The sequence below is a fragment of the Pukyongiella litopenaei genome (assembly GCF_003008555.2).
GTDB classification, from domain to species: domain Bacteria; phylum Pseudomonadota; class Alphaproteobacteria; order Rhodobacterales; family Rhodobacteraceae; genus Pukyongiella; species Pukyongiella litopenaei.
Genome location: NZ_CP027665.1, coordinates 3,110,916 through 3,129,295 on the forward strand (window position 1 = coordinate 3,110,916; position 18,380 = coordinate 3,129,295).

Sequence of the window (18,380 nt, forward strand, 5' to 3'; positions counted from 1 at the left end):
TCCTCACAGGAATGTCAGGCCAAGGACGATGATCGCCCCGCCGATCAACAGGTGCACCACGCAGAACCCCATGATGTCACGGGCGCGCAGCCCGGCGATGCCCAGCAGCGGCAGCGCCCAGAACGGCTGGATCATGTTGGTCCAGGCATCGCCCCACGCGACCGCCATCGCGGCGCGGGCCGGATCGACCCCGATCGCCGCGGCGGCCGGCAGCACCACCGGCGCCTGCACCGCCCATTGCCCTCCGCCCGACGGCACGAAGACGTTGACGATGCCGGCCGAGAGGAAGGTCCAGAAGGCAAAGGTCGTTTCATTGGCGAGCGAAACCATCGCCTCGGAAATCGACGCGGCGAGCCCCGAGGCGGTCATCACCCCCATGATCCCGGCATAGAACGGGAACTGGATCACGATCCCGGCGCCGCCGCTCACGCCTTCGCGCAGGCTGTTCAGCAGGTTGCGGGGGGACCCGTGCAGCAGGATCGCCAGCGTCAGGAACAGGAAGTTGACCACGTTCAGGCTGAGACCGCCCCCGCCGAGGAAATAGTGACCCAGCCAGACCAGCCCCAGCGCCCCGATGATCCACGAGATCACCGGCGAGTTCTCGAGCCGGTCGGCAAAGCGCATGTCGGCGGGAGCCTCCTCGGCCGGTTCGTCCAGCAGCGCGGGATCGACGGCGATGGTCTCGTCCTCGGGCGGCAGCATCATCCGGTTGACCAGCGGCACGGCGATGATCAGGGCGACCACGATGGCGATGTTGAAACCGGCAAAGATGGTCTGGCCGGTGCCGATCATGCCGATCTGTTCGGCGAACGGATGGCCGTCGGTCGCGATCGACAGCGGCACCGACCCGGAGAGCCCGCCGTGCCAGATCAGGAAGCCGGAATAGGCCGAGGCGATCAGCAGCCGGTAATCGACCCGGATCTGCCGCGCCAGTTCCTTGGCGAACAGCGCCCCGACCACCAGCCCGAAGCCCCAGTTGATCCAGCTCGCGCCCAGCGACACCAGGCTGACCAGCAGGATCGCGCCGCCCGGTGTGGTGGCCCGGCTGGCCAGCGCCGCCAGCAGCCGGCGCACCAGCGGGGTCGATGCCATCATGAAGCCTGCGACCAGCACCAGCAGCATCTGCATCGAGAACTGCAGCAGCGCCCAGAACCCGTCGCCCCACATGGTCACGACCTCGATCGGGCCGGTGCCCTGGGTCAGGACCGCCGCCGCCATCACCACGAGGGTCAGAAGGGTCACCAGGACATAGGGATCGGGCAGGTAGCTTTCGACCAGGCGCGTGAGCGGGCGGGAAAGAATGCGCAACATCTGTTCAGCTCCTTTTCAGTTTCGGGTCCAGCGCATCGCGCAGACCGTCGCCCATCAGGTTGATCGCCAGCACCGTGACGAGGATCGCAAGGCCGGGGAAGGTCACCACCCACCAGGCCCGCAGGATGAATTCCCGCGCTTCGGCCAGCATGGTGCCCCATTCCGGTGTCGGGGGTTGCGCGCCCATGCCGAGGAAGCCCAGCGCCGCCACGTCCAGGATGGCGCTGGAAAACGACAGCGCGCCCTGCACGATGATCGGTGCCAGGCAGTTGGGTAGGACGGTGACGAACATCAGGTGGAACAGGCCCGCCCCGGCGATCTTGGCCGAGGTGACATAGTCCTTCTGCCGTTCCGTCATCACGCTGGCGCGGGTCAGGCGCACATAATGCGGCTGCTGCACGATGGCGATGGCGATCAGCGCGTTGATCAGGGTCGGCCCGAGAATCGCCACCAGGACCAGCGCCAGCAGCAGCGACGGGAAGGCGAGGATGATGTCCATGATCCGCATGATCACGGTATCCAGCCATTTCGGCGCAAAGCCCGAGATCATGCCGATCAGGATGCCGCCGGTTGCCGCCACCGCGACCACCACCATCCCGACGAAGAACGAGAACCGCGCCCCCTCGATCAGGCGCGACAGCATGTCCCGGCCCAGCGGATCGGTGCCCAGCGGAAAGGCCCAGCTGCCGCCTTCCTGCCAGGCGGGCGGTTGCAGCGCGTGGTCGCGGAACTGCTCGGTCGGGTCGTAGGGGGCCAGGAGCGGGGCGAACACGGTGACCAGGAAAAAGGCGAGGAACACATAGAGCCCGATCACGGCGCCCCGGTTCTCGCGGAAATAGTACCAGAATTCGCGCAGGCGGCTGGGGCGGGCGATCTCGGTCACGGCGGGGGCGGTCGTGTCGGTCATCTCAGCGCTTCCTGATCTTGGGGTTGATGACGCCGTAGAGCACGTCCACGGTCAGGTTCACGATCATGACCACGACCGCGATCAGCAGCAGCCCGCCCTGAACCACCGGGTAGTCGCGGCGATAGATGCTGTCGACCATCCATTTGCCGATGCCCGGCCAACTGAAGATGGTTTCGGTCAGGATCGCCCCCGCGAGCAGGGTGCCGACGCTCAGCCCGATGACGGTGATCACCGGGATCAGCGCGTTGCGCAGGGCGTGGATGCCGTTGATCCTGCCCGGCGCGAGTCCCTTGGCGCGGGCGGTGCGGATGTAATCCTCGCCCAGCACTTCGAGCATCGCGGAGCGGGTCTGCCGCGCGATCACCGCCAGCGGAATGGTGCCCAGCACGATCGCCGGCAGCATCAGGTGCCGCACCGCCGAGGCAAAGGCGCCCTTCTGCCCCGAGGCCAGGCTGTCGATCAGCATGAACCCGGTCGGGGTGGGGAAGAAATAGATCAGGTCGATGCGCCCCGATACCGGGGTCCAGCCGAGATTGCCGGAAAACACGATGATCAGCAGCAGCGCCCACCAGAAGATCGGCATCGAATAGCCCACCAGCGCGGTGGACATCAGCAGGCGGTCGAACAGCTTGCCCCGGTTCACGGCCGCGATCACGCCCGCGGGCAGGCCCAGGATCAGGGCAAAGACCATGGCGCAGATCGACAGTTCCAGCGTCGCCGGGAACAGGGCAAAGAATTCATCCCAGACCGGGCGCTTGGTCACATAGCTCATCCCGAGATCGCCCTGCAGCACGCCGGTCAGGTAATCCCAGAACTGGACCCAGATCGGCTGGTCGAAGCCGAATTGCCGCGTCAGTTCCTGGTAACGTTCCTCGCTCAGCCCGCGTTCGCCCGCCATCACGATGATCGGATCGCCGGGCAGTACCCGGATGAAGCCGAAGGAAATCAGCGTCACCCCGATGAAGGTGGGAACAAAGGTCAGCAGCCGCGAGACGAGATATTTCAGCATGGCAGCACCATCAGTTCTGTCGGGAATGTGGTCAGCGACTCGCAGCCGGTTTCGGTCACGAGGATGTCGTCCTCGATGCGGACGCCGAAGCTCCCGGTCTTGTAGAGCCCGGGTTCGTTGGTGAACACCGTGCCGGCCTGCAGCACCTGGTGGTTGCCGCGCATGATGTAGGGGGCTTCATGCACGTCCCGGCCCAGCCCGTGCCCGGTCTTGGTGCGGATGCGGTCGGCATAGGGCGAGGCTTCGAGCACCCCGGTCACGGCATCGTCGATCTCATGCGCGGTGATCCCGGCGCGGGTGATCTCGTGACCCTTGCGGTTGGCGGCCAGCACGGTGTCATAGACCGCGCGGCCCTCGTCGCTGGCATGGCCCAGGAACACGGTGCGGGTGATGTCGGCGGCGAACCCGTGCTTGCGGGCGCCGAAATCGAACAGCAGCGCGTCGCCGGGCCGGACCGCATAGTCGGTCCGCGCCTTGGCATGGGGCCGGGCCGACCCGTCGCCCGCGGCAACGATGGGGTGGAACGCCTGGTCCTCGGCACCTTCGGCGAACAGCGCCTGGATCAGCGCCTGTTCGATCTGGGTTTCGGACTGGCCCGGGCGAATCCCGGCCAGCGTCCGTTCCAGCGCGCGTTCCGAGATCGCGATGGCGGCGCGCAGCGCGGCGATGTCGTCGTCGCTCTTGACGATGCGCAGGCCGGAAATCGCGGTCTCACCGTCGATGATGCGCAGGTCGGGCTGGGCGGTCTTCAGGGCGTGATGCACGAAAACGCGCATCACCTGGCCCTCGACCGCGAGCGATGAAATTCCGAGGTGGTCCAGCAACGCGGCAAAGGCCGCGTCATAGCCATCCTGGTCGCGCCAGTCGAACACGGCCCCGCTGAAACCGACCAGGTCCCAGCTGCGCAGTTCCAGATTGGGCACCAGCGCCGCCGGTTCGCCGCGGGCGGGCACCACCAGCAGGAAGGGGCGTTCGTGGCTCATGAAGGGATGGCCGAGCGCGGCGGTGAAATTCGGGCCCGGCACCAGCGCCACGGCATCGACGGACAGGTCGGTGGCAATGCGGGCAAGCGCGGTCAGCCGGGAGGCAAGGGTCTGATTCACGTGGCTCGTCTTTCGCTGCGTGAAAAGAGCGGGGCGGCGACCGGGCCGCCGCCCCGCGATGGTTGGATTACTTCAGGCCGACGGCGTTGAAGATGTGGCCGCCCAGCGGGTGCACCACATAATTGTCCACCTCGGGGCGCATGGTCATGTAGACCACCGAATGCGCGATGGTGGCCCAGGGCGCCTGTTCCTTGAAGATCACCTGTGCCTGCTCGTAGAGCGGCTGGCGCTCGGCCTGCGTAGGCAGGATCTTGGCCTTCTGGATCAGCTCTTCGAACGGCTCGTGGCACCACTGCGCGCGGTTCGAGTTTTCGCGCCCGTCGCAGCCCAGCAGCACGGCGAGGAAGTTGTCCGGGTCGCCGTTGTCGCCGGTCCAGCCCAGCAGCACCGCGCCATCGCGATCCAGTTCACGCGACCGCGACAGGTATTCGCCCCATTCGTAGGAGACGATTTCCACGGTCACGCCGATCTTGTCGAAATCGGCCTGGATCAGTTCGGCCATGCGCCGCGCGTTGGGGTTGTAGGGGCGCTGCACCGGCATCGCCCAGATCTTCATCGACAGGTCCGTCACGCCTTCGGCCTCGAGCGCGGCCTTGGCGGCCTCGGGATCATAGGGATCATCCTCGATGGCGTTGTTGTAGGACCACATGGTCGGCGGGATCGGGTTCTTGGCGATCTGGCCCGAGCCCTGGAACACCACGTCGATGATCGCCTGCTTGTCGATCGCCATGTTCAGCGCCTTGCGCACATTGGCGTTGTCGAACGGCGCCTGGGTCGTGTTGTAGGCCAGGTAGCCGACATTCAGGCCTTCCTGTTCCATCACCACGACGTTCTCGTCATCTTTCATCGCCTGGATGTCGGCCGGGTTCGGATAGGCCATCACATGGCATTCGCCGGCCTGCACCTTCTGGTAACGCACGCTGGCATCCGGGGTGATCGCGAAGATCAGCGTTTCGACGCGTGCCGGGTCACCCCAGTAGTCGTCGTTGCGCACATAGCGGATCACCGCGTCTTTCTGATAGGCTTGGTACTTGAACGGGCCGGTGCCGATGGGGTTCTGGTTCAGCATCTCGGGCGTGCCCGCGTCCAGCATCGCCTGCCCGTATTCCGCCGACACGATCGAGGCGAAATCCATGGCCATGTTGGCGATGAACGGCGCTTCGGGACGGGTCAGGTTGAACTGGACCGTCAGGTCGTCGATCTTCTCGATGCTTTCGACCAGGTCGGGCATCGACATGCCCCCGTAATATTCCCAGGTGCCGCCCGACGCTTTGTGGAACGGATGTTCCGGGTCGTGCTGGCGCATGAACGAGAAAATCACGTCATCGGCGTTGAAATCGCGGCTGGGCGTGAAGATGTCGTTGGCATGGAACTTCACACCGGCGCGCAGCTTGAAGGTCACGGTCTTGCCGTCATCCGAGACTTCCCAGCTCTCGGCCAGGGCCGGGATCACCTCGGTGGTGCCGACCTTGAATTCGGTGAGCCGGTTGTAGATCGGGTGGCTGGAGGCATCGAAGGTGGTGCCGGCAGTATACAGCGCCGGGTCGAAGCCTTCGGGCGATCCTTCCGAGCAATAGACCAGCGCCTGTGCCGAGGCCATGCCGGCGCTCAGCGCCAGAGCGGTAGCCCCCGCCGTCAGAAACGATCTGATTTTCATGGATTACTCCCTGATTGGTTCATTGATCTGCACGGGAGGTCCCCATACCGGCCAGGCTGGCCGATTCCCTCCCATTGCATGGCTGCAACCTGCCATCAGAAGCAAAAAGATGAAAGGGGGGCGGTTTGGGGGCGGTCAGGTAAACTTGCGGAAGAACCGGGTGCGGTTGAACATGTCCTCGAGCGCCTCCATCCGGTCGCGGGTTCCGTCCCAGCGGCGTTCCTGGACATCCGCGATCACCGTTTCCAGGACCAGCATCAGGGATACCGCGCTGTCCCAGGCCGATGGCACCGCGATCCGCCCCGAAAAGGTGCAATCGGCAAACTCATGCACCGGCGACCGCCACTGGTCGGTGAACAGGATGATGCGCGCGCCCCGTTCGCGCGCCAGTTCGGCCAGTTTCAGCGTCGAGTTTTCGTAGCGGCGCACGTCGAAGATCACCACCACGTCGCCCCTGGCCACGTCCAGCAGGTAATGAGGCCAGGCATTCGAGATCGACTGGATCAGCGTCACCCGTGGCCGCATTACCTGCATGTGCAGAAAGAAATACTCGGCCAGCGACCGGGTGATGCGCCCGCCCGCCACATAGACCGCGCTGTCGCCATCGGCCAGCAGGGCGCAGGCCCGTTCGAACGTGTCGAGGTCGATCCCGGTGAGGGTCTGGCGGATATTGCCGATCACCGCATCGGCGAACCGGTTGAGGATATGACCCTGCGGCGCGCGTTCGGCCCAGCCGGCGCGTTTGGTGATCGGGTCGGAAATCTTGGCCTCGAGTTCGTCGCGCAGCGCGGCCTGGAAGGCGGGGAACCCTGAATACCCCAGTTTCTGCACCATGCGCACCACCGTCGGCGTGGACACGCCTGCGTTCTGCGCTACCTGGGTGACCGACCCCAGCCCCGAAACCGGGTAGTTCTCGAGCAGCGAATCGGTGAGCTGCCGCTCGGCGCGCGTGAGTTGATCGAATGCCGCGCGCAGTCTCCGGTCGATGGTTTCCGTCGCTTCGTTCACCGCAGCGGTCCTCCTGTTTGATGAAATTATCAACAGATACCTCACTGGTGAAGAAAAAATTTCAGAACCTGCGTTGACAGCGGGGGGCGGGATGAAGAATTCTTTTCGCCAACGGACAAGGGGGAAGACTGTCTCGATGACGGGGGTGGAACGGGAAACCGGCGCGGGCGCGGCGCGGCTGCATAATGGCGACGGGCGCGCCGCGATGCTGCTGGTCTGCGAACATGCCTCGTGCCACATCCCGGCCGAATACGGCGATCTGGGCCTGCCCCCGGCGCTGCGCGAGGCGCATATCGCCTGGGACCCCGGCGCGCTGGCGGTGGCGGAACACCTGTCGGAGGCCTTCGATGCGCCGCTGGTCGCGGGGGCGGCGTCGCGGCTGCTGTTCGACTGCAACCGGCCGCCCGAGGCGCCCGACGCGATCCCGGAACGCTCCGAGATCCACGACATTCCCGGCAATCGCGGGCTGACGGCGGACGCGCGCGCCGACCGGGTGCGCCGGTTCCACGACCCGTTCCGGGCATTGCTGGCCGGAACGCTGGCGCGGTTTGCCGCCCCTCCGGTGCTGGTGACCGTGCACAGTTTCACGCCGGTCTATCGCGGCGCACCGCGCGCAGTGCAGATCGGCCTGCTGCATGACAGCGACGACCGCATGGCGCGGGCCATGTTCGACCGGGCCGGCGTGCATACCGACCTGGCCGTGGCGCTCAATCAACCCTACGGGCCCGGCGATGGCGTCACCCATACGCTGCGTGCCCATGCGCTGCCTGTCGGCGCGCCGAACGTGATGCTGGAAATCCGCAACGACCTGATCGCGACACCGCGGGCGCAGGCCGACATCGGCCGGATGCTGGCGGGCTGGATCGCGGCAGCGGCCGCGGATTGCGGCATCGTCACCGGGGCGGAGGGCAGGCCATGCGCGTGATCCGCGCCTATGTGCGCATCATCGACGCGGTCAATCTCCGGCTCGGGCGGGTCGTGATGTATGGCATCTTCGTGATGGTTGCCGTCCTGCTGTGGTCGTCGGTTTCAAAGACCTTCTTCCTGCCGTCGCTCTGGACGCTGGAGACTGCGCAATTCGCGATGGTCGCCTATTACATGCTGGGCGGGCCTTATTCGCTCCAACTGGGGTCGAACGTGCGGATGGACCTGTTCTATCACAACTGGTCGGACCGGCGAAAAGCGTGGTTCGACGCGGTCACGGTGCTGTTCCTGCTCTTCTACCTGGGCGTGCTGCTCTATGGCGGGCTGGGCTCGACCGCCTATTCGCTGGGTTACTGGGGCGACCAGCCGCTGGCGTTCTTTGCCGGGCTGGCCACCGGCGCCGAAGAGATCGGCCGGGTCGAACGCAGCCCGACCGCCTGGCGCCCGGTGATGTGGCCGATCAAGGTGGTGATGTGCACCGGCGTCCTGCTGATGCTGCTGCAGGCGCTGTCGGAATTCTTCAAGGATATCGCGCGTCTGCGCGGGGTGGAGCTGTAACCCGTGTCATACGAGATGATCGCCCTGTTCATGTTCGCGCTGATGATGCTGATGCTGTTCACCGGCCAGCGCGTCTTTGCCGCCATCGGAGGCGTCGCCGCCGTTTCGGCGCTGATGCTCTGGGGGACCGGCGGCACGGATATCCCGTTCTCGGCGGCGATGAAGCTGATGAAATGGTATCCGCTGCTGACCCTGCCGATGTTCATTTTCATGGGCTACGTCCTGAGCGAAAGCCGCATCGCGGATGACCTCTATCGCATGTTCCATGTCTGGATGGGGCCGGTTTCGGGCGGGCTGGCGATCGGCACGATCGGGCTGATGGTGCTGATCTCGGCGATGAACGGGCTCAGCGTGGCGGGCATGGCTATCGGCGCCACCATCGCGCTGCCCGAACTGCTGCGCCGGGGCTATGACAAGCGCATGGTGACGGGGGTGATCCAGGCCGGATCGAGCCTCGGCATCCTGGTGCCGCCCTCGGTGGTGCTGGTGCTTTATGCGATGATCGCGCGCCAGCCGGTCGGGCAGCTATGGCTGGCGGGGGTGGTGCCGGGGCTGTTGATGGCCGCGCTGTTCATCCTCTACATCGCCATCCGCTGCAGGTTGAACCCGGCGCTGGGGCCGGTCATGCCGCGCGTGGACCTGGCCGAATACGACCGGGTGTCCGAGCATCCGCTGCGGCTGAATTTCATCGTGCTGGCGGCGGTGGTGGCGATCCCGCTGGTGGTCTGGGCCGGGCTGTTGCCGCCCAAGTCGGCGCTGGGCGCGGCGCTGGGCGCGGGCGCGCTGGCCTTCCTGCTGCGCCGCCACCCGGCCGTATACAAGGATCTGTTCCTGAAGGAAAAACACCGGCTGCTGTTTTCCGGCGTGCTGCCGCTGGTGATCTTTGCCGCGATGATGGTGCCCTTCGTGAACGGCTGGACCTCGCTGGTCGAAAGCTCGGCCATCGGTGCGATGACCGCCTTCCTGGCCGCCGTGCTGAAGGGTCGGATGAACCGCGACGTGTTCGAAACCTCGGTACGGCAGACCCTGGCGATTTCCTGCATGTTCATGTGGATCATCCTCGCCGCGCTGGGGTTCGGGGCGGTGTTCGACGGGCTGGGCGCGGTCAAGGCCATCGACGACCTGTTCACCGAGCGGCTGGGGCTGGACCCGTGGATGATCCTGATCCTGATGCAGCTGTCATTCCTGCTGATGGGCACGTTTCTCGACGACACCGCCATGCTGGTGATCGTGGCACCGCTCTATGTGCCGCTGGTCAAGGCGCTGGGCTTCGACCTGATCTGGTATGGCGTGCTCTACACCATCACCACCCAGATCGCCTATATGACGCCGCCTTTCGGCTACAACCTGTTCCTGATGCGCGCCATGGCGCCGCCCGACATCACGTTGCGCGACATCTACGGCTCGATCGCGCCCTTTGTCGGCGTGATGGTGCTGGCGCTGGCGCTGATCATGGCATTCCCGCAGATCGCGCTTTGGCTGCCGGAGACCGTCTATGGCAAATGAGGCCGCCACCCTGACGCCGCTGGGCGCCGAGATCTGGATCGCCGATGGCCCGGTCATCGATTTCTACCGGATCCCGTTCCCGACCCGGATGACCGTCATCCGGCTGGCGAGCGGCGATCTCTTCCTGCATTCGCCGATCGCCTTTTCGGCGGGTCTGGCCGCAGAACTGGACGCGCTGGGGCCGGTCCGGCACCTCGTGTCGCCGAACTGGATCCACTATGCCTATATCGGCGACTGGGCCGCACGGTATCCGGACGCGATCTGCTGGGCCTCGCCCGGCGTGCGGGACCGCGCCGCGAGCCGCGGGGTCGAGATCGCGTTCGACCGCGACCTGGGCGACGACGCGGCAGGGGACTGGGCCGGGGACATCGACCAGTTGATCGTGCATGGCAGCAAGGCGCATACCGAGGTGGTGTTCTTCCACCGCAAGAGCCGGACGCTGGTGCTGACCGACCTGATCGAAAACATGCATGCCGGGGATCTGCCGCGCTGGGTGCGGCCGCTTGCGCGTTTGGGGGGCATCCTGGCCCCCAACGGAAAGATGCCGCTGGACATCTGGATGTCCTTTGCCGGCAACCGGGACAAGCTGCGCGCCGCGCTGGCCCGGATGCTGGACTGGCAACCCGACATCGTCGTGCTCGCGCATGGCGACATCCTTCGCGAGAATGTGCCACAACGGCTCCGGGAAGGATTCAGAGGGCTGTCGCCGACGGGGCACAGCCATTGAACAGGTTCAACAGAGGAGACTGAAAGACATGACAACACGTCGTAATTTCCTGAAGACCTCGGCGCTGGGCGCCGCGGCCGCGCCGCTGGCCACCCCGGCCATCGCACAGGACAAGATCACCTGGCGGATGCAGACCTATGCCGGTCCCGCACTGGCCGCCCATGTAATCGATCCCGCGATCGAGATGTTCAACAAGATCGCCGGCGACCGGATGCAGATCGAACTGTTCTATGCCGACCAGCTGGTGCCCACGGGCGAGCTGTTCCGCGCGATGCAGAAAGGCACCATCGACGCGGTGCAGTCGGATGACGATTCGATGGCCTCGCCCACCGAGGTGACGGTGTTCGGCGGCTATTTCCCGTTCGCCTCGCGCTATTCGCTGGATGTGCCGGTGCTGTTCAACCAATACGGCCTGAACGCGATCTGGGACGAGGAATACTCCAAGGTCGGGGTGAAACATATCTCGGCCGGCGCCTGGGACCCGTGCCATTTCGCCACCAAGGACCCGATCAACAGCCTCGCCGACCTGCAGGGCAAGCGGGTGTTCACCTTCCCCACGGCAGGGCGGTTCTTGAGCCAGTTCGGCGTGGTGCCGGTCACGCTGCCCTGGGAAGACATCGAGGTCGCGGTGCAGACCGGCGAGCTGGACGGCATCGCCTGGTCGGGGATCACCGAGGATTACACGGTCGGTTGGGCCGACGTGACCAACTATTTCCTCACCAACAACATCTCGGGTGCCTGGGCCGGGTCGTTCTTTGCCAATATGGATCGCTGGAACGAACTGCCCGAGGATCTGCAGACCCTGTTCCGGGTCTGCTGCGACCAGTCGCATTACTACCGCCAGTGGTGGTACTGGGGCGGCGAAGCCAGCCTGCGCGTGAACGGCGACAAGATGCAGCTGACCTCGATCCCCGACGCCGAATGGGCGCAGGTCGAGCAAGCCGCCACCAAGTTCTGGGACGAGATCGCCGCGGAATCCGAGGTCAAGGCCAAGGTGGTGGAGGTGTTCAAGCAGTATAACGCCGACATGGCCAAGGCCGGGCGGCCCTATCGCTACGGCTGAACCCGGCCGCAATGAACGCGATTTGGCCCGCCATCCCGCGCGGGCCAAATTTCTGCACGAAACTTGTGCCGGACCTTTCGGAAACAGTCCGGCCGCCAATGTCAGAGGTTGCGCATGCTCAAGCTGGACACGCTGAAAAAACAGGTCGCCGAGGGCACCGTCGATACCGTCCTGGTCTGCCTGGTGGACATGCAGGGGCGGCTTCTGGGCAAGCGGTTTCACGCGCAGAATTTCATCGACCATGGCTGGGAGGAAACCCATTGCTGCAACTACCTGCTGGCCACCGACCTGGAGATGGCGACGCCTGACGGGTATGCGGCGACCAGCTGGCAGGCGGGCTATGGCGATTACATGATGAAACCGGACCTCGCCACGCTGCGCCCGCTGCCCTGGCTCGAAGGCTCGGTGATGGTGCTGTGCGACGTGCTCGATCATCACAGCCACGAACCGGTCCCGCACAGCCCGCGGCAGGTGCTCAAGGCGCAGATCGCGCGGGCCGAGGCGCTGGGCCTGACCCCGATGATGGCCACCGAGATCGAGTTCTTCCTGTTCGAGCAGAGCTATGACGAGATCCGCAAGGGCGGGTTCCGCGACCTGGTGCCGATCTCGGGCTATAACGAGGATTACCACATCTTCCAGACCACCAAGGAAGAGGCGGTGATGCGCCCGCTGCGCAACCATCTGTTCGCGGCGGGCATCCCGGTGGAAAACACCAAGGGCGAGGCCGAAACCGGGCAGGGGGAACTGAACATCCGCTATGCGGATGCGCTGGGCTGCGCCGATCATCACACCATCTCGAAACATGCGATCAAGGAAATCGCCTGGGCGCAGGGGCGGGCGGCGTCCTTCCTGCCGAAATGGCATCACGACAAGGTGGGCTCGGCCAGCCATGTGCACCTGTCGCTGTGGCGCGGCAGCGAGGCCATGTTCCACGACCCCGACTCCCCCCATGGCATGTCGGAGCTGATGCGCCAATTCTGTGCGGGCATGATCAGCCATGCGCCCGAATACACGTTTTTCCTGGCGCCCTATGTGAACAGCTACAAACGTTTCGTCAAAGGCACCTTCGCGCCGACGAAAACGGTGTGGTCGGTGGACAACCGCACCGCCGGGTTCCGCCTATGCGGCGAAGGCACCCGGGCGGTGCGGATGGAATGCCGGATCGGCGGGTCGGACCTGAACCCCTATCTCGCGCAGGCCGCGCTGATCGCCGCCGGGCTGAAAGGGATCGAGGACAAGATGGACCTGGCCCCGCCCACCGCCGGCGACATCTACGAGGATGCGCAGGCCGGCGAGATCCCGCACACGCTGCGCGACGCGACCGAAACGCTGCGCAATTCGGCGATGCTGCGCGCGGCGATGGGCGACGCGGTGGTGGATCACTACACCCGCTGCGCCGAATGGGAGCAGCAAGAATTCGACCGCGTGGTGACCGACTGGGAAATCGCGCGCGGATTCGAACGCGCCTGATGCGGCAAAGCGGGCTGGCGAATCTGTCGCGCCGGCACTAACGCGGACACCGGAACGGATAACCCTGGCTGAAACGGAACTGGCCATGACCAAGACAACCAAATGTATCTCGCCGATCGACGGATCGGTCTATCTGGAACGGCCGGTGCTGTCGCTGACGCAGGCCACCGATGCCGCCGCGGATGTGCGCGCCGCGCAACCGGCATGGGCGGCCCGGACGCTTTCCGAGCGCATCGAGTTGGTGCGCGCGGCGGTGGCCGAGGTGGGCCGGACCACCGACCGCATGGCGGTGGAACTGGCGCACCAGATGGGCCGCCCGGTGCGCTATGGCGGCGAATTCGGCGGGTTCGAGGAACGCGCGGCCTATATGGCCGGGGTCGCCGAAACCGCGCTGGCGCCGATCACGATCGAGGACAGCGATGCCTTTTTGCGCCAGATCACCCGCGAACCGCATGGCGTGGTGCTGGTGGTGGCGCCGTGGAACTATCCCTACATGACCGCGATCAACACCGTGGCCCCGGCGCTGATCGCCGGGAACACGGTGATCCTGAAACACGCGGCCCAGACCCTGCAGGTCGGCGAACGCATGGCCGAGGCGTTCCACGCCGCCGGTATCCCCGCCGAGGTGTTCCGGAACATGGTGCTGGATCACGACACCACCTCGGCGCTGATCTCGGGCCGGCATGTGGATTTCGTGAACTTCACCGGGTCGGTCGCGGGCGGGCAGGCGATGGAACGCGCCGCCGCCGGAACCTTCATTCCCGTTTCCACCGAACTGGGTGGCAAGGATCCCGGCTATGTGCGCGCCGATGCCGATCTGGACGCGGCGGTGGACACGCTGATCGACGGGGCGATGTTCAATTCGGGTCAGTGCTGCTGCGGGATCGAACGGATCTATGTCCATGACAGCCTGTTCAACGCCTTCGTGGAAAAGGCGGTGGCGCTGGTCAGGGGCTACAAGCTCGGCAATCCGCTGGACCCCGACACCACCATCGGCCCGATGGCGCATGTGCGGTTCGCAAAACTGGCGCGCGACCAGATCGAGGACGCGGTGGCCAAGGGCGCGATGGCGCATATCGACGCCTTTCCCGAAGATGACGGCGGCGCCTACCTGACGCCCCAGGTCCTGACCAACGTTACCCACGAGATGGACGTGATGCGCGAGGAAACCTTTGGTCCGGTCGTCGGCATCATGCCGGTGCATGACGACGAAGAAGCCATCGCGCTGATGAATGACAGCCGGTTCGGCCTGACCGCCAGCATCTGGACCCGCGACACCGATGCCGCCGCCGCCATCGGCGCGCGGTTGCAGACCGGCACCGTGTTCATGAACCGCTGCGACTATCTCGACCCGGCGCTGTGCTGGACCGGCTGCAAGGACACCGGGCGCGGCGCCGGCCTGTCGGTGCTGGGCTTCCAGGCCCTGACCCGTCCCAAATCCTACCACCTGAAGAAGGCGTGAGCCCATGAACCTGACCGGAAACTGGTCCTACCCGACCGCGACCCGCTTTGGCGCGGGCCGCATTGCCGAGATTGCCGAGGCCTGCGCCGCCGCCGGCATCGCCAAACCGCTGCTGGTCACCGACAAGGGGCTGGCGGATATGGAGATCACCGCCCGCACGCTGGACCTGCTGGACGCGGCCGGGCTGGGCCGGGCGATGTTCTCGGAGGTGGACCCGAACCCGAATGACGACAATGTCGCGGCCGGGCTCGAGGTCTATCGCGCCGGCGGGTTCGACGGGGTCGTGGCCTTTGGCGGCGGCTCGGGGCTGGACCTGGGCAAGGTGCTGGCCTTCATGGCGGGGCAGACCCGTCCGCTGTGGGATTTCGAGGATATCGGCGACTGGTGGACACGCGCCGACCCGGCGGGCATCCACCCGATCGTGGCGGTGCCGACCACGGCCGGAACCGGCTCCGAGGTCGGCCGCGCGGGCGTGATCACCAATTCCGCCACCCATGAGAAAAAGATCATCTTCCACCCGAAGATGCTGCCCGCGCAGGTGATCTGCGACCCGGAACTGACCGTGGGGATGCCGAAATTCATCACCGCGGGCACCGGGCTCGACGCCTTTGCCCATTGCGTCGAGGCCTTCTGTTCGCCGCATTACCACCCGATGAGCCAGGGCATCGCGCTGGAAGGGATGCGGCTGGTCAGGGACTACCTGCCGCGCGCCTATGCGGATGGCACCGATATCGAGGCGCGGGCGCATATGATGAGCGCGGCGGCGATGGGGGCCACGGCGTTCCAGAAGGGGCTGGGGGCGATCCACGCGCTGTCCCACCCGGTCGGCGCGCATCACCACACCCATCACGGCACCACCAACGCGGTCTGTATGCCCGCGGTGCTGCGCTTCAACGCACCGGCGGCGGCGGACGTGCTGGCGCGCGCGGCGGCCTATCTGGGCATAGATGGCGGCTTTGACGGGTTCTGCGCCTATGTGGACGACCTGAACGCGTCGCTGGGCATCCCCGGGACGCTGACCGAACTGGGCGTGGAAAACCCCGATCTCGACGTTCTGGTGCGCGATGCGCTGAACGATCCCTCGGTCGGGGGCAACCCGGTCGCGATGACCCCGGAAAACACCCGCGCGTTGTTCGAGGCCTGCCTGTAGCCGGTCAGACCGGGGGCCGGGGCATCAGCCCCGGCCTTGCCCGGCCAGCGCGGATCCGAGGATCTCGTCCGCGTGGTCGCGCAGATAGATGCGCAGCCAGGGCGTGAACAGGTCCGGGGTGGCGGCGATCTCGTCGCGCAGCGTGGGCAGGGGGCACCAGCGGGTGGCCATCACCTCATCGGGGTCGGGCCGCAGGGCCAGATCGCCCGACACCCGGGCGACAAAGACCTCGACCTCTTCGTGCTCCGTCAGCCCGCCGCCCACGTCGGCGCGATACTCCAGCCCGTGCCGGCGCTGCAGGTCCAGCCCCTCGATCCCCAGTTCCTCGCGCAGGCGGCGGTGGGCGCAGTCGCGGGCGGTCTCGTCCCACAGCGGATGGGTGCAACAGGTGTTCGCCCACAGGCCCGGCGTGTGGTATTTCCCCAGCGCCCGGCGCTGCAGCAGGATCTCGTCGCCACGCAGCACGAAGACCGACACCGCCTTGTGGCGCAGCGCCCGCAGGTGCACGGCCAGTTTCTCGACCGGGACGAGCCGGTTTTCGACCCAGGCGGGGATCATTTGTTCGGTGACGGACATCGATGCGGTTCCTGCAAATTCGCGCCGGTTTAAACGCAGGCGCCGCCGTATGCAATCCCGGCCCGGCCCGGCCCGGCCCAGTCAGCCAGTCAGCCGCTCAGCGCGTCGATGAACATGGTCAGGTGGTCTGTGACCGCGTGCGGTGCATCCCAGTGGATCGAATGGCCCGCATCGGCGATCAGGTGCACGGGGACGTCCCCCAGCGCCGCCAGAGCCGCGCGGGCCGGCGCCTCGGGGATCAGCAGGTCGCGGCCGCCGAGGATCGCCTGCGCGGGGTGGGCCACCCGCAGGCCGGAGGGATCGAACCGGTCCAGCGCGCGCAGCTGGTGGTCCATCGCGTCGGCCGATTGGCCATGGGGATAGACCAGCGCCGCCGCGGCCGCCGCATCGAGCGCGGCGGGATCGTCGAAGGCCGCCGGGTCGAACAGCCAGGGGTAGAGCGCGCGCAGCCAGGTATCGGGCGGCGCGTCAGAACGGCGGATCGCGACCAGGTTCCGGAAGATGGCGCTGTTGCGCTGCAGCCGCATCGGCGCCGAAGCCGCCAGCGTCAGCGAGGCCACGGCCTCCGGGGCGTCCATGCCCAGTTGCAGCGCGATCAGCCCGCCCATGGAATGGCTCAGGACATGGGCCGGGCCCAGCCCCAGATGGGCCAGCAGCGCCGCGCAATCGGCGGCGTTGATCGCGGGGCCGGTGGGAGCCTCCCACGGCGTGGTGCGTCCGGTTGAACGGTTGTCGGGGCGGATCACGGTGAACCGGGGTTCGAGCAGGGGCAGCAGCGGCAGCCAGCTGGCGCTGTCGCTGGCCATGCCCGCGATCAGCAGCAGCGGCGGGCCGTTACCGCCGATCTCGTAATGCAGCGTCACGTCGGCGAGCCGCAGGCCGGGCATCAGCCGTTGACCTCGGACCAGCAGGGCAGCAGGTCACCCGGCGCCGGGGTTGCCAGGTAGACCGCCCGCGCGATCGCCCGCGCCAGGCACAGCGCGGCGGCATGGCCGATCAGCGACCGTTCGTGTTCGGGCGTCTGCAGCGGTCGGGCATCGGTCGAGAGCGCAAAGACCAGATCGCCATCCGCGGGCGCGTGAGACGGCAGGCAGGCCCGCGCGATGCCGTCATGGGCGGCGGTTGCCAGCCGCTGACACTCGGCCTTGGTCAGGGCCGCGTCGGTGGCGACGATGGCGATGGTCGTGTTGGCGCGTTCCGGTGCCGCCAGCCCGGTCAGCATCGCCGCCAGTTTTCGGCTTTCGAGATGCCGGCCCAGCCCGCCCGAGGGATCCGGTCCCAGCCCGCCGAATTCGCCGTCGATTTCATAGGGCGCGGCCCAGAAATGCCGTTCACCCGGCGTATTGGTGCTGCCCATCGGGTTGGCGGCGACCAGCGCGCCCACGGTGACTCCGCCGTCGAGCACCAGCGAGGCCGATCCCAGCCCGCCCTTGAGCATGGCGGTCATCGCCCCGGTTCCGGCCCCGACGGTGCCGAGCGCGAAATCTTCGCCCGCGGCGTCCAGCGCGCTGCGCCCCAGCGCGCGATAGGGGTTGTCGGCCCAGCCCTTGTCGCCACCGTTGAGCAGGTCGAAGATGATCGCGCCGGGGACCAGCGGGATCAGGGCCTCGCCGATGCGAAAACCGCGCCCCCGCGCCCGCAGCCCGTCCATGACCCCCGAACAGGCGTCGAGCCCGTAGGCGGACCCGCCCGACAGCACCAGCGCATCCACCGCCGATACCGATTTGTCGGGGGCGAGCAGGTCGGTTTCACGGGTGCCCGGCGCGCCGCCCATCACCTGCACGGAGGCGGTGAAGGGCCGGTCGGCGGTCAGCACGGTGGCGCCGGATTTCAGGTCGTCATCCTGTGCGTTGCCCACCCTGAGGCCGGGCACGTCGGTGATCAGGTTGCGGGGGCCGGGGATCATGTCTGTCGGTCCTGACTGGTGCGTGCTGCGCACGCGCATTCTG

The 18,380-nt window shown here is 66.5% G+C and carries 17 protein-coding genes; 8 read left to right on the top strand and 9 right to left on the bottom strand.

Features of this window, described 5'->3' with window-relative positions:
• Nucleotides 1–3: 3 nt before the first annotated feature.
• The 6 genes from C6Y53_RS15365 to C6Y53_RS15390 form a co-directional block, all read right to left on the bottom strand.
• A complete protein-coding gene (locus C6Y53_RS15365; RefSeq protein WP_106473237.1) occupies nt 4–1,311 on the bottom strand; it encodes a short-chain fatty acid transporter in 1,308 nt (435 codons plus the stop codon).
• Between the two features lie 4 nt (nt 1,312–1,315).
• Nucleotides 1,316–2,218 (bottom strand): ABC transporter permease subunit, encoded by a 903-nt coding sequence (locus C6Y53_RS15370; RefSeq protein ID WP_106473238.1) that lies wholly within the window; start codon nt 2,216–2,218, stop codon nt 1,316–1,318.
• 1 nt (nt 2,219) lies between these two features.
• On the bottom strand, nt 2,220–3,227 hold the full coding sequence (locus C6Y53_RS15375) for an ABC transporter permease subunit (protein ID WP_106473239.1): 1,008 nt from the start codon (nt 3,225–3,227) through the stop codon (nt 2,220–2,222).
• Nucleotides 3,221–4,330 carry a M24 family metallopeptidase gene (locus C6Y53_RS15380; RefSeq protein ID WP_106473240.1) on the bottom strand — a complete coding sequence of 370 codons (1,110 nt, stop codon included), beginning with the start codon at nt 4,328–4,330 and terminating at the stop codon, nt 3,221–3,223. Before C6Y53_RS15380 ends, C6Y53_RS15375 begins: the two co-directional genes overlap by 7 nt.
• 67 nt (nt 4,331–4,397) lie before the next feature.
• Nucleotides 4,398–5,987, bottom strand: a complete 1,590-nt coding sequence (locus tag C6Y53_RS15385) for an ABC transporter substrate-binding protein (RefSeq protein WP_106473241.1) — start codon at nt 5,985–5,987, stop codon at nt 4,398–4,400.
• Between the two features lie 135 nt (nt 5,988–6,122).
• The gene (locus C6Y53_RS15390; RefSeq protein WP_244614852.1) at nt 6,123–6,995 is read right to left on the bottom strand and encodes a MurR/RpiR family transcriptional regulator; all 873 of its coding nucleotides are present in this window, start codon (nt 6,993–6,995) and stop codon (nt 6,123–6,125) included.
• A gap of 136 nt (nt 6,996–7,131) precedes the next feature.
• Between C6Y53_RS15390 and C6Y53_RS15395 the strand changes: the two genes are divergently transcribed.
• From C6Y53_RS15395 to C6Y53_RS15430, 8 genes are all read left to right on the top strand, one after another.
• Nucleotides 7,132–7,920, top strand: coding sequence for an N-formylglutamate amidohydrolase (locus C6Y53_RS15395; RefSeq protein ID WP_106473242.1), 789 nt, complete (start codon nt 7,132–7,134; stop codon nt 7,918–7,920).
• Entirely contained in the window at nt 7,911–8,477 is a 567-nt protein-coding gene (locus C6Y53_RS15400) for a TRAP transporter small permease subunit (RefSeq protein WP_106473243.1), read from the top strand. The genes C6Y53_RS15395 and C6Y53_RS15400 overlap by 10 nt, the downstream gene beginning before the upstream one ends.
• A 3-nt stretch (nt 8,478–8,480) precedes the next feature.
• Nucleotides 8,481–9,983 carry a TRAP transporter large permease gene (locus C6Y53_RS15405; protein WP_106473244.1) on the top strand — a complete coding sequence of 501 codons (1,503 nt, stop codon included), beginning with the start codon at nt 8,481–8,483 and terminating at the stop codon, nt 9,981–9,983.
• Nucleotides 9,973–10,710, top strand: coding sequence for a DUF4336 domain-containing protein (locus C6Y53_RS15410; protein WP_106473245.1), 738 nt, complete (start codon nt 9,973–9,975; stop codon nt 10,708–10,710). Before C6Y53_RS15405 ends, C6Y53_RS15410 begins: the two co-directional genes overlap by 11 nt.
• Nucleotides 10,711–10,738: 28 nt before the next feature.
• Complete coding sequence (locus C6Y53_RS15415; RefSeq protein WP_106473246.1) at nt 10,739–11,773, top strand: TRAP transporter substrate-binding protein; 1,035 nt, start codon at nt 10,739–10,741, stop codon at nt 11,771–11,773.
• 114 nt (nt 11,774–11,887) lie between these two features.
• Nucleotides 11,888–13,243 (top strand): glutamine synthetase family protein, encoded by a 1,356-nt coding sequence (locus C6Y53_RS15420; protein WP_106473247.1) that lies wholly within the window; start codon nt 11,888–11,890, stop codon nt 13,241–13,243.
• An 85-nt stretch (nt 13,244–13,328) separates the two neighbouring features.
• Entirely contained in the window at nt 13,329–14,705 is a 1,377-nt protein-coding gene (locus tag C6Y53_RS15425) for an aldehyde dehydrogenase family protein (protein WP_106473248.1), read from the top strand.
• A 4-nt stretch (nt 14,706–14,709) separates the two neighbouring features.
• The gene (locus tag C6Y53_RS15430; RefSeq protein ID WP_106473249.1) at nt 14,710–15,855 is read left to right on the top strand and encodes an iron-containing alcohol dehydrogenase; all 1,146 of its coding nucleotides are present in this window, start codon (nt 14,710–14,712) and stop codon (nt 15,853–15,855) included.
• 24 nt (nt 15,856–15,879) lie between these two features.
• Here C6Y53_RS15430 and idi read toward each other — a convergent pair whose 3' ends face one another.
• From idi to C6Y53_RS15445, 3 genes are all read right to left on the bottom strand, one after another.
• Nucleotides 15,880–16,431, bottom strand: a complete 552-nt coding sequence (gene idi, locus C6Y53_RS15435; protein WP_106473250.1) for an isopentenyl-diphosphate Delta-isomerase — start codon at nt 16,429–16,431, stop codon at nt 15,880–15,882.
• A gap of 89 nt (nt 16,432–16,520) precedes the next feature.
• Nucleotides 16,521–17,318, bottom strand: a complete 798-nt coding sequence (locus tag C6Y53_RS15440) for an alpha/beta fold hydrolase (protein WP_106473251.1) — start codon at nt 17,316–17,318, stop codon at nt 16,521–16,523.
• Nucleotides 17,318–18,337 (bottom strand): P1 family peptidase, encoded by a 1,020-nt coding sequence (locus C6Y53_RS15445; protein ID WP_106473252.1) that lies wholly within the window; start codon nt 18,335–18,337, stop codon nt 17,318–17,320. Before C6Y53_RS15445 ends, C6Y53_RS15440 begins: the two co-directional genes overlap by 1 nt.
• Nucleotides 18,338–18,380: the final 43 nt, after the last annotated feature.

Coding starts and splice junctions, on each gene's coding strand:
- C6Y53_RS15425 (WP_106473248.1), top strand. CDS start 13,329: ATGACCAAGACAACCAAATGTATCTCGCCGATCGACGGATCGGTCTAT.
- C6Y53_RS15370 (WP_106473238.1), bottom strand. CDS start 2,218: ATGACCGACACGACCGCCCCCGCCGTGACCGAGATCGCCCGCCCCAGC.
- C6Y53_RS15400 (WP_106473243.1), top strand. CDS start 7,911: ATGCGCGTGATCCGCGCCTATGTGCGCATCATCGACGCGGTCAATCTC.
- C6Y53_RS15430 (WP_106473249.1), top strand. CDS start 14,710: ATGAACCTGACCGGAAACTGGTCCTACCCGACCGCGACCCGCTTTGGC.
- C6Y53_RS15445 (WP_106473252.1), bottom strand. CDS start 18,337: ATGATCCCCGGCCCCCGCAACCTGATCACCGACGTGCCCGGCCTCAGG.
- C6Y53_RS15440 (WP_106473251.1), bottom strand. CDS start 17,318: ATGCCCGGCCTGCGGCTCGCCGACGTGACGCTGCATTACGAGATCGGC.
- C6Y53_RS15395 (WP_106473242.1), top strand. CDS start 7,132: ATGACGGGGGTGGAACGGGAAACCGGCGCGGGCGCGGCGCGGCTGCAT.
- C6Y53_RS15415 (WP_106473246.1), top strand. CDS start 10,739: ATGACAACACGTCGTAATTTCCTGAAGACCTCGGCGCTGGGCGCCGCG.
- C6Y53_RS15365 (WP_106473237.1), bottom strand. CDS start 1,311: ATGTTGCGCATTCTTTCCCGCCCGCTCACGCGCCTGGTCGAAAGCTAC.
- C6Y53_RS15410 (WP_106473245.1), top strand. CDS start 9,973: ATGGCAAATGAGGCCGCCACCCTGACGCCGCTGGGCGCCGAGATCTGG.
- C6Y53_RS15420 (WP_106473247.1), top strand. CDS start 11,888: ATGCTCAAGCTGGACACGCTGAAAAAACAGGTCGCCGAGGGCACCGTC.
- C6Y53_RS15385 (WP_106473241.1), bottom strand. CDS start 5,987: ATGAAAATCAGATCGTTTCTGACGGCGGGGGCTACCGCTCTGGCGCTG.
- idi (WP_106473250.1), bottom strand. CDS start 16,431: ATGTCCGTCACCGAACAAATGATCCCCGCCTGGGTCGAAAACCGGCTC.
- C6Y53_RS15375 (WP_106473239.1), bottom strand. CDS start 3,227: ATGCTGAAATATCTCGTCTCGCGGCTGCTGACCTTTGTTCCCACCTTC.